The sequence below is a fragment of the Cellulomonas sp. P4_B5_2 genome (assembly GCF_056402235.1).
The window spans coordinates 1-10,775 of the sequence record NZ_JBFUHU010000100.1 but is presented as its reverse complement, the minus strand read 5'-3'; the positions used below and the strand labels follow the sequence as shown (position 1 = coordinate 10,775).

General features: G+C 71.6%; 10 protein-coding genes. All 10 read right to left on the bottom strand.

The features are described from left to right. The coding region (locus tag AC1DUQ_RS09155; RefSeq protein WP_477073686.1) for an RDD family protein at window positions 1-886 on the bottom strand (886 nt) is incomplete at its 3' end. Between the two features lie 73 nt (window positions 887-959). Beyond that, window positions 960-1,967 carry a polyprenyl synthetase family protein gene (locus tag AC1DUQ_RS09150; protein WP_477061328.1) on the bottom strand — a complete coding sequence of 336 codons (1,008 nt, stop codon included), beginning with the start codon at window positions 1,965-1,967 and terminating at the stop codon, window positions 960-962. Between the two features lie 48 nt (window positions 1,968-2,015). Then, window positions 2,016-3,677, bottom strand: coding sequence for an NADH-quinone oxidoreductase subunit NuoN (gene nuoN, locus AC1DUQ_RS09145; protein ID WP_477061327.1), 1,662 nt, complete (start codon window positions 3,675-3,677; stop codon window positions 2,016-2,018). After that, on the bottom strand, window positions 3,674-5,206 hold the full coding sequence (locus AC1DUQ_RS09140) for an NADH-quinone oxidoreductase subunit M (protein WP_477061326.1): 1,533 nt from the start codon (window positions 5,204-5,206) through the stop codon (window positions 3,674-3,676). Before AC1DUQ_RS09140 ends, nuoN begins: the two co-directional genes overlap by 4 nt. A 15-nt stretch (window positions 5,207-5,221) precedes the next feature. Then, complete coding sequence (nuoL, locus tag AC1DUQ_RS09135; RefSeq protein ID WP_477073685.1) at window positions 5,222-7,207, bottom strand: NADH-quinone oxidoreductase subunit L; 1,986 nt, start codon at window positions 7,205-7,207, stop codon at window positions 5,222-5,224. Between the two features lie 8 nt (window positions 7,208-7,215). Then, on the bottom strand, window positions 7,216-7,515 hold the full coding sequence (gene nuoK / locus AC1DUQ_RS09130) for an NADH-quinone oxidoreductase subunit NuoK (protein WP_056088780.1): 300 nt from the start codon (window positions 7,513-7,515) through the stop codon (window positions 7,216-7,218). After that, entirely contained in the window at window positions 7,512-8,444 is a 933-nt protein-coding gene (locus AC1DUQ_RS09125; RefSeq protein WP_477061324.1) for an NADH-quinone oxidoreductase subunit J, read from the bottom strand. The genes nuoK and AC1DUQ_RS09125 overlap by 4 nt, the downstream gene beginning before the upstream one ends. Continuing rightward, complete coding sequence (gene nuoI, locus AC1DUQ_RS09120) at window positions 8,441-9,241, bottom strand: NADH-quinone oxidoreductase subunit NuoI (RefSeq protein WP_477061323.1); 801 nt, start codon at window positions 9,239-9,241, stop codon at window positions 8,441-8,443. Before nuoI ends, AC1DUQ_RS09125 begins: the two co-directional genes overlap by 4 nt. Beyond that, entirely contained in the window at window positions 9,234-10,583 is a 1,350-nt protein-coding gene (gene nuoH, locus AC1DUQ_RS09115) for an NADH-quinone oxidoreductase subunit NuoH (protein ID WP_477073684.1), read from the bottom strand. The genes nuoI and nuoH overlap by 8 nt, the downstream gene beginning before the upstream one ends. After that, window positions 10,580-10,775, bottom strand: a 196-nt coding sequence (locus AC1DUQ_RS09110) for a hypothetical protein (RefSeq protein ID WP_477073683.1), incomplete at its 5' end; no start/stop codon positions are given. The genes nuoH and AC1DUQ_RS09110, both read right to left, overlap by 4 nt.

Below are 10,775 nucleotides of genomic sequence, written 5' to 3'. Positions count from 1 at the left end.
GCCCGGGGAGGAGGCCGCGTGCTCCGACCGGCGGCGCGGGGACGTCGAGGGCCGGCGCGTCCGGCACGTCGATCACCGACGCCGCCGCCGGCGCCTCGACCGCGGGCTGTGCAGCATCGACGCCGGGCATCCCCGTGATGACCGGGGTCTCTCTGGGTGCAGGGGCGGTTCGGGTCCGGTCGTCCGGCGCGCTCCGCACCAGACCGGCAGAGTCCGGCCCGGGCGGGGGCGGCACGAACGGGATCGGCTCGCGCGGCGCCTGGCCCACCGCGTCCGGCGGCACGAACGGGATCGGCTCACGCGGCCCCTGCCCGACGGCGCGCGCGACCGCGGTGTTCCACGCCGCCGTCGTACCCGCTCCGGCGGCCGGCGGTCGCAGGGCCCGTGCGCGGAGCACGAGCGTGCCGGCCGCCTTGTCGTGCCAGCCCCGCTGCGCCGGGCTGTCGTCCCAGGCGCCCGACGCCACCACGACCCACTGGCCCACCAGGCACACGAGGGCACCGGCCGCGACGACCAGCTGCCGGACGAGGATCGCGAGCATGCCGGCGGGTCGACCCGTCGAGACGGCCACCGTCCGGATGCCCACCACGGCGCCGCCGACCGTCGCACCGGTGCGCGCCTCCGCCACCCACTGCCCGACCGCCACCACCAGGCCCAGGAGGCCGGGCAGGAGAACGGCCCGGGTCGCCGACGCGGCCGCGGCGACCGCGTACCCGAGGCCCACCGCGGCCAGTGCGACGAGCACGTCGAGGGCGTACGCCAGCACCCGGGTGCCCACAGGAGCGACCGATCCCGGCGTGACCGGGTACGACGCCGCGCCGCTCGTCGCACGCCGGGACGCGCGCGTGGGCAGTGGCGCGGTCGGCTCGGTCGGGGTCGTGCTCACGGCGGTCCTCCGGCTGCGGTCCCGGGAGCGGGGCCGCGCGGCCATGGTGCCAGATCGGGTCCCCGCGACGACCTCAGGACGCGCGGTCCACCAGCGCGTCCGCGAACGACACGAGCGCGTCCTTCACCGACCCGGCCGGCAGCGGGTCGAGCTCGCGGACCGCGGCCTGCGCCAGCGCGACCGCGCGGTCCCGGGTCTCGCCGACCACCGGGTGCACGCGCAGCGCCGCGACGGCCGACGCGAGGTCGTCGTCGTCCGAGAGGTCGCCGTCGAGGAGGGCGACCAGCCGCCGGTCCTCCTCGGTCGCGTCCGGGCCCGCAGCGCGGGCGCGCAGGAGCAGCGCCGGCATCGTCGGCACCCGCTCCCGCAGGTCCGTCCCCGGCGTCTTGCCGGTGACGTCCCCGTCGGAGGTGAGGTCGATGACGTCGTCGGCCAGCTGGAAGGCCACGCCGATCTTCTCGCCGAACCCGGTGACGGTGGCCACCACGTCGGGTCGGCAGCCCGCGAACATCGCCCCGAACCGGGCCGACGTGGCGATGAGCGACGCGGTCTTGTCCGCCAGCACCTGGAGGTAGTGGGCGACCCGGTCGTCCTCGGGCCGCGGGCCGACGGTCTCGTGCAGCTGGCCGAGGCACAGGCGCTCGAACGTGGCGGCCTGGATGCGGACCGCGTCGGGGCCGAGCCCGGCCACGGTGGCCGATGCCCGGGCGAACAGCAGGTCCCCGGTGAGGATGGCGACCGAGTTGCCCCAGACCTCGTGCGCCGCCGGTGCGCCGCGGCGCAGGGGCGCCGAGTCCATGACGTCGTCGTGGTAGAGCGTGGCCAGGTGGGTGAGCTCGACGACGACCGCGGCGTCGACCACCTCACGCCGCGAGCCGTCGCCCAGCTCGGCCGCCAGCAGGGTGAGCAGCGGGCGCAGCCGCTTGCCGCCGGCGTTCACCAGGTGGCGCGACGCGTCGTCGGCCAGAGGGTCCACGTTGGTCACCGCGTCCCGCAGGCGCTCCTCGACCAGCGCGAGGCGCACGGCCAACCGGTCGGCCAGGTCAGGATCGGCCAGCGGGAAGGCCGTCAGGGAAGTCACGGCTAGAACCTATCCCGGCGCAGCGACCGCGCCCGACAGGCGGGGCACTCAGGGCAGGAATGCCGCCACGCCGTCGATGAGCTCGAGCACCGGGGACGGGAACACGCCGAGCAGGACCGTGAGGACCGCGCAGACCGCGATCGCGACCACGGCGAACCCCTCGGTCCCCACGACCGCCGTCGTGACCGTGGAACGGGCCTCGACGACCACCGCGGTGCCCCCGATCGCCGAGTCGGAGGGCGCCGACACGGCCGAGCCGGTGGCCACCTCGTCGGCACCCGCCGGCTCGGTGAAGAACATGAGCACGATGATCCGCACGTAGAAGAACACCGCCGCGGCCGATGCCAGCACGCCGATGAGGGCCAGCGGCCACGCGCCGCCCTCGACCGCCGCGGAGAACACCGAGAACTTCCCCACAAAGCCGGCCGTCAGCGGGATGCCGGCGAACGACAGCAGGAACAGGGCGAACGTGAGGGCGAGCAGCGGGTGGCTGCGGCCGAGGCCTGCCCACTGCGACAGGTGGGTGGCCTCGCCGAGGATCGCCCCCGGCCCCTCGCCGGAGCGCTCGCGCACCAGCCAGACGATGCCGAACGCGCCGATGGTCGCCGCCCCGTAGACCAGCAGGTAGAAGAGCACCGCGGTGATGCCGGCCTTGTTCAGCGCGATGATGCCCGTGAGGACGAAGCCGGCGTGCGCGATCGAGGAGTACGCCAGGACGCGCTTCATGTCGGTCTGCACCAGCGCGGCCACCGTGCCGACCACCATCGTGAGGATCGCGACGGTCCAGAGCACCACGCCGAGGTCCCACGCCAGGCCGGGGAGCATCGTGTAGACGATCCGCAGCAGCGCACCGAACGCGGCGACCTTGGTGCACGCGGCCATGAAGCCCGTGATCGGGGTGGGCGCACCCTGGTAGACGTCCGGCGTCCAGGTGTGGAACGGCACCGCGCCGACCTTGAACAGCAGGCCGGACAGGATCAGCACGGACCCGACGAGCAGCAGGCTGTCCAGCCCACCGGGCACCTGGGTGGCCTCGGCGATCTCGGAGTACCGCAGCGAGCCGGAGTAGCCGTAGACGAGCGCGATGCCGAACAGCAGCAGCGCGGAGGAGAACGCGCCCAGCAGGAAGTACTTCATGGACGCCTCCTGCGAGAGCAGGCGACGCCGGCGGGCCATGCCCGTGAGCAGGTACAGCGGGAGCGAGAGCACCTCGAGGGCGACGAAGAGCGTGAGCAGGTCCCCCGTGGCCGGGAAGATCAGCATGCCACCGGTGGCGAAGAGCACGAGCGGGTAGACCTCGGTCTGCCGGACGCCCTTGCGGCGCGCCAGCTCCTCGTACTCCGAGCCCGGGACCGCGGCGGCGTTGGGCGCGAACGCGTCCTCCCCCGTCTCGGTGCGGTCCGCGATGATCAGGAGCGCCAGCAGGGCCAGCAGGGCGATGGTGCCCTGCAGGACGAGGGTCGGGCCGTCGACGAGCAGCGATCCGCCGAGCACGACGGTGCCACCCGTGTCCTCGACGCCGCTCCACAGTGCGGCGACCGCGATGATCGCGCCGAAGAGGGCCACGAGCGCCAGGGACAGCTGCACCGTGCGGCGGAGGCGGGCGGGCACGAAGGCCTCGACCAGGACGCCGAGCACGGCAGCGATCAGCACGATGACGACGGGGCTCAGGGCGGCCCAGTCGACGTCCGGTGCGACGAACTCGGTCACTGGTCGCTCCCTTCAGTTGCAGCGGCGGTCGGCACGTCCTGCACGCCCACCTGCTCGAGCGTGACGGACGCGGGCGGCCGGACCAGGTCGAGCGCGGGTCCGGGCACGAAGCCGAACACCACCATCAGGCCGAGCAGCGGCGCGACGACCCACTTCTCGCGCGTCACGGCGTCGGGCATTCCGGCGAGCTCCGGGCGCACCGGGCCGGTGAACATGCGCTGGTACGTCCAGAGCACGTAGATCGCGGCGAGCACCACGCCCAGGCTCGCGACGATGGCCGCGGCGGGGTGCCGGGCGAACGTGCCGACCAGGACGAGGAACTCGCTGACGAACGTCGACAGGCCCGGCAGCGACAGCGCCGAGAGGCCCGCCACCAGGAACGTCCCCGCGATCACCGGCACCACCTTCTGCAACCCGCCGAAGTCGGCGATCTGCTGCGACCCCCGGCGAGCCACCAGGAAGCCGGCGATGAGGAAGAGCGCCGCGGTCGAGAGTCCGTGGTTGACCATGTAGAACGACGAGCCGGCCACCGACGTCGACGTGAACGCGAAGATCCCCAGCACGATGAAGCCGAAGTGCGAGACCGACGTGTACGCGATCAGGCGCATCAGGTCCTTCTGCCCGATCGCGAGCAGCGCCCCGTAGAGGATCGAGACCACGGCCAGCACGATGACCACCGGCGCAGCCCAGCGGGACGCGTTCGGGAACAGCGGCAGGCAGAGCGTGAGCATCCCGAACGTGCCGACCTTGTCCAGCACGCCGACCAGCAGCGTCGAGGTGCCGGCGGGGGCGTTCTCGGCGGCGTCGGGCAGCCACGTGTGCACGGGGAACATGGGCGCCTTGATGGCGAACGCCAGGAAGAACGCACTGAACATGAGCTTCTCGGCCGTCGGGTCCAGCGCGATCCCCGTGAGGTTCTCGGTGAGGAAGCCCTGCGGACCGCCCGGCCCCTGCTGGTACAGGGCGATCACGGCGACCAGCATGATCAGCCCGCCGGTCAGCGAGTACAGCAGGAACTTCACGGCCGCGTACCTGCGCTGGGCACCGCCGAAGAGCCCGATCATGAAGTAGACCGGGATGAGCATGGCCTCGAACAGGACGTAGAAGAAGAACACGTCGCGCGCCGCGAACACCGCGACGATGAACGCCTCGAGCAGCAGGACGAGGGCCAGGTAGCGGCGCAGCCGGTCGGTGGCGACGGTGAGCGCACCCTGCTCGCGCCACGCGGCAAGCACCACGACCGGCACGATGAGCAGCGACATGAGCACGAGGATCAGGCCCACACCGTCGACGCCGACCGCGTAGGACACCCCGAACGCGGGGATCCAGCCGTGGACCTCGGTGAGCTGGACGGTGCCGGCGTCGGCGACGTCGAAGGCGGTGAGCGCAGCGACACCGAGCAGGAGCTCGAGCAGCGCCACGCCGAGCGCGACGGCCCGGGTGCGACTGGCAGGCAGCACCCACAGCGCGACCGCGCCCAGCAGGGGCACGACGATGAGGGCGGTCAGCCAGGGGAGGGAGGACGACATCGGTGTGAGCACTCCTCAGTTCTGGATGACCAGGACGGCGACGACGAGGACGACGAGCCCGAGCAGCATCGACGCGGCGTAGGACCGGACGTACCCGGTCTGCAGGCGCCGCGCCCACCCGCCCAGCAGGACGGTGGACAGGCCGACCCCGGTGACGGTGCCGTCGATGACCGTGCGGTCCGCGTACACGAGCGAGCGGGTGAGCGCCTGCCCCGGCTCGACCAGCAGGACGTCGTTGACCGAGTCCTGGTAGAGGTCGACGCGCGCGGCGCGGGTGAGCTCCGTGCCCACCGGGGGGATGACCGGCACCTGCGAGACGGCGTACCGCCGCCAGGCGATCACCACGCCGACGATCACGAGCCCGAGCGTGAGGACGGTGAGGACCCAGATGGGCAGCACCGGCTCCTCGTGCTCCGGGTGCCCGAGCACCGGCGAGAGCCAGTCGACGAACCGACCCCCCAGGTTCAGGAAGAACCCGAGGCCGATCGACCCGATGGCCAGGACGATCATCGGCCACGTCATGAGCTTCGGGGACTCGTGCGGGTGCTGCGCCGTGCCGTCGCGCTTGGTGGACCAGCGGCGCTCGCCCTCGAACGTCATGAAGAACAGCCGGGACATGTAGAACGCGGTGATCCCGGCGCCCAGCAGCGTGATGCCGCCGAACACCCAGGCCCGCCACGGCGACCCGTCGACCGGGACGAACGCGGCCTCGATGATCTTGTCCTTGCTGAAGAACCCGGAGAACGGTGGCACGCCGATGATGGCCAGCCACCCGGCCATGAACGTGAGCCACGTGATGGTCATGTACCGGGCGAGCCCGCCGAAGCGGCGCATGTCCACCTGGTCGTCCATGCCGTGCATSACCGASCCSGCGCCGAGGAASAKCCCGGCCTTGAAGAAGCCGTGCGTGATCAGGTGGAAGATCGCGAACGCGTACCCGACCGGGCCGAGCCCGGCGGCCAGGATCATGTAGCCGATCTGGGACATCGTCGAGGCGGCCAGCGCCTTCTTGATGTCGTCCTTGGCGCAGCCGACGATCGCCCCGAACAGCAGGGTGATCGCGCCGACGATGACGACGACGAGCTGGGCCGTCGGTGCGGCGTCGAACAGGGGTGCCGACCGGACGATGAGGTAGACCCCGGCGGTGACCATGGTCGCCGCGTGGATGAGCGCGGACACCGGCGTCGGGCCGGCCATCGCGTCGCCGAGCCAGGACTGCAGCGGGAACTGCGCCGACTTGCCGCACGCGGCCAGCAGGAGCATGAGCCCGATGGCGGTGAGGGTCCCCTGGCTCGCGCTGCCCTCCACGCCGCTGAGCACGGTCCCGAAGTCCACGGCGCCGAAGGTGGCGAACATGAGCCCGAGGGCGATGATCAGGCCCAGGTCGCCGATGCGGTTGGCGACGAACGCCTTCTTGGCGGCGACCGCGTAGTCGTAGTTGTGGTTCCAGAACCCGATGAGCAGGTACGACGCGAGACCGACGCCCTCCCAGCCGACGAACAGCAGCAGGTAGCTGTCGGCCAGCACGAGGATGAGCATCGCCGCGACGAACAGGTTGAGGTACGCGAAGAACCGGCGGCGGTCGACGTCGTGCTCCATGTACGCCACGGCGTAGACGTGGATCAGCGTGCCGACGAACGTCACCAGCAGGACGAACGTGAGCGACAGCGGGTCGAGCCGCATCCCCGCGTCGAGCTGGAAGGCCCCCGCGTCGATCCAGGTACCCAGCGACACGTCGATGACGCGGGCGTCGGCCGACCGCTGCAGCATCGCGACGAACACGATCGCGGCGACCACGAAGGACGCCGTCGACGCCAGCACGCCGAGCCAGTGGCCCCACCGGTCGGACCGGCGGCCCGACAGCAGGAGCACCGCGGCGCTCAGCAGGGGCAGGCCGACGAGCAGGGGCGCGACGAGGAGCACGCCGCTGCGGACGATCTCGCTCGCGGGCTCGAAGCTCTCGGACGGCAGGCTCGCCACCAGAGTGGTCAGGGTGTGCACGTCGCCCCTCAGCTCTTCAACAGGTTGATGTCGTCGACCGAGGCCGAGCGCCGGGTGCGGAAGATGGCCACGATGATCGCGAGCCCGACGACGACCTCGGCGGCGGCGACGACCATCACGAAGAACGCGAGCACCTGCCCCGTCAGGTCACCGTGGATCCGGGCGAACGTCACGAGCGCCAGGTTCGAGGCGTTGAGCATGAGCTCGACGCCCATGAACACGATGATCGCGTTCCGGCGCAGCAGGACCGTCGTGGCGCCGATCGAGAAGAGCAGCGCGGACAGGACCAGGTAGTGGGTGAGGCTCACTTGCCGTCCTCCTGTCCGATGACGCCCGAGGGGCCGGTCGACGGGCCGTTCTGGCCCGTGTCGCTCACCGCGGCGCCGAGCTCGGGCGCGTTCGCCGACGCTCCCTCGGGTGCCGCCAGAGGCGGTGGGGTGCCGCGCACCTGGGAGGCTCCCGCGAGCACCCGCTCGGTCCGGGCCGCGAACTCCTCGGCGTCGGCCTCCTGCCCGCGGATGCGCAGCACGCGGGACACCGAGTTCTCCAGGGGCTGGCCGTCAGGCCCGAGGGCCGGGACGTCCATCGCGTTGTGGCGGGCGTACACACCCGGTGCCGGCAGCGGCGTCAGCGACCCACCGGCGGCGACGCGCGCGTCGGCCCGCTCCCGCTGCCCGACGCGCGGCGTGAGCCGCTGCCGGTGCGTGAGCACGAGGGCGCCGAGCGCGGCGGTGACGAGCAGGGCGCCGACGACCTCGAACGCGAACACGTACTCGCCGAAGATGATGTGCGCGACGCCGGTGGGGTTCTGCGAGCTCGCCTCGCCGCTCAGCCCGAACGGCTTGCCGTAGGTCGCGCGGCCGACGACGCCGACGAGCACCACACCGAGTCCGGCGCCCGCCAGCAGGCCGATCCAGCGCTGACCGCGGATGGTCTCCACCAGCGAGTCCGAGCTGTCGACGCCGACGAGCATGAGCACGAACAGGAAGAGCATCATCACGGCGCCGGTGTAGACGACCACCTGCACGACCCCGAGGAACACGGCGTCCTGCGCGACGTAGAGGAACGCCAGCGAGATCATCACGACGACCACGGAGAGCGCGGCGTGCACCGCCTTCTTGGCGAACAGCAGGCTCAGGGCGGCGAGGACCATGATCGGTCCGAGCGTCCAGAACAGCACCGCCTCGGCGGTCGTCGTCTCCCCCGTCTCGAGCAGGGTCGTGGCCAGGCCTCTCATCGCTTCCCCTGCTTCGTCGCGGCGGCCACGGTCGCGGCCATGACGGCGGCCGTCTCACCGGGCACGTTCGCCGCGTCCAGCCCCGCGCCGCCGGGCAACGTCGGGTCGTCGGGACGGTGCTCGGAGACCCACGCGGCCTGCGCCGGCGTCGAGGCCGTGACGGCCCCGCGGTAGTAGTCCGTGTCCGTGGTGCCCTCGACCATGGGGTGCGGCGCCTGGAGCATCCCGCTGCGCAGCGGGGCCAGCAGGTCCTGCTTCTCCCAGATCATCCCGGCACGCGTGGGACCGGCCAGCTCGTACTCGTTGGTCATGGTCAGCGCGCGCGTCGGGCACGCCTCGATGCACAGGCCGCAGAAGATGCAGCGCAGGTAGTTGATCTGGTAGACGCTGCCGTACCGCTCCCCCGGCGAGCGCTGGTTGTCGGGGGTGTTGTCCGCGCCCTCGACGTAGATCGCGTCCGCGGGGCATGCCCAGGCGCACAGCTCGCACCCGATGCACTTCTCCAGCCCGTCGGCGTAGCGGTTGAGCTGGTGACGACCGTGGTACCGCGGCTTGGTCGGTGCCTTCTCCGACGGGTACTGGTCGGTCACCGTCGGCCGGAACATGTTCGAGAGCGTGACGCCGAACCCGCCGACCGGGGCGAACAGGTCCGAGAGCGGACCGCGCGGCTCGATGAGGGACTGGTACCCCTCCTGCGGGGCCGCGACCTCGCCGGCGCGCGGCTTCGGCGCGACGGCCTTGCCCTTCGCGGGCTGGGCCGGGGCCGGCTTGCGGACGGGCTTGCGCTGGTCAGCCACCGTGCACCTCCTGGGTGACCTGGGGGGTCGTCGAGTTCTCGTCGTCAGCCGCAGCGGCCGCGGCCGCCCGCTGCTTGCGCGGCGAGGGCGGCAGGACCTGCCCCGGCAGCGGGGGCACGGGGTACCCGCCGGCGAAGGGGTCGTACACCTGCGGACCGGGGGGCCGCTTCGGTGCGGGTGGCTGCTTCTTCTCCGGGACGAGGAACGAGATGAGCAGGCCCAGCAGCACGATCCCGGCGAGCACGAACAGGATCRTGCGCAGGTCGAGGCCGGAGAACTGCCGCACGCCCTGGACGACACCCACGCAGACCACCCACGTCAGGGCAGCGGGGATGAGCAACTTCCAGCCGATCTTCATGAACTGGTCGTACCGGAACCGCAGGACGGAGCCGCGGATCCAGACGAACACGAACATGAGCAGCCAGAGCTTGGCCAGGAACCAGAGCACGGGCCACCAGCCCGTGTTGAACATGCCGTCGTTGATCGCCGAGATCGGCCACGGGGCACGCCAGCCGCCGAGGAACAGCGTGGTGGCGACCGCCGAGACGTTGAGCATGTTGATGTACTCGGCCAGGAAGAACCACGCGAACTTCATCGACGAGTACTCGGTCATGTACCCGGACACCAGCTCGCCCTCGGCCTCCGGGAGGTCGAACGGCAGGCGGTTGGTCTCGCCGACCATCGAGATGACGTAGATGATGAACGCCGGAAGCAACGGCAGGAACCACCACACGGCGGTCTGCGACGTGACGATCTGCGACGTCGACATCGAGCCGGCCAGGATGAACACGCTGACCAGCGACAGGCCCATCGCGAGCTCGTAGCTGATGACCTGCGCGGTCGAGCGGACCGCACCGAGCAGCGGGTACGTGGACCCGGACGACCAGCCACCGAGCACGATCCCGTACACGCCGACGGAGGCGCAGGCGAGGATGTAGAGGACGGCCACCGGGAAGTCGGTGAGCTGGATCGGGGTGTCGATGCCGAACATGCTCACGTTGGGACCGAACGGGATGACCGCGAACGTGAGCAGCGAGCAGAACACCGCGATCATGGGCGCGACGATGTAGACCAGCTTGTCCGCGGCCTTGACCGTCATGTCCTCCTTGACCAGGAGCTTCATGGCGTCCGCGAGCGACTGCAGCAACCCGAACGGGCCGTGCACGTTGGGCCCGGGCCGCACCTGCATGCGGGCGACGACCTTGCGCTCGAACCAGATGGCGATGAGCACGCTGGTCAGCAGGAACACGACGATGGCGACGGCCTTGATCAGCCAGATCCACCACGTGTCGTTGCTGAAGTCGGCGGTGACGGGTGCCACGGCCTCGCCGAGGATCCTCATGCGCTGGCCTCCAGGTCACGAGCACCCGGCGCGAGGCGCACCAGGTGGCCCGCGTCGGCGTGCAGGGCGTCGCGGACACCGGCGCCGACCGCGTTCGTCGGCAGCCACACCACGTGGTCCGGCATGTCGGTGACGACCGCCGGGAGCGTGAGCGAGCCCGCGTCGGTGGACACGGTCAGGGACCCGCCGTCC

What these genes read in the sequence shown, in the direction of transcription:
- AC1DUQ_RS09140 (WP_477061326.1), bottom strand. Translation starts at nt 5,206, where the DNA reads ATGTCGTCCTCCCTCCCCTGGCTGACCGCCCTCATCGTCGTGCCCCTG.
- AC1DUQ_RS09125 (WP_477061324.1), bottom strand. Translation starts at nt 8,444, where the DNA reads ATGAGAGGCCTGGCCACGACCCTGCTCGAGACGGGGGAGACGACGACC.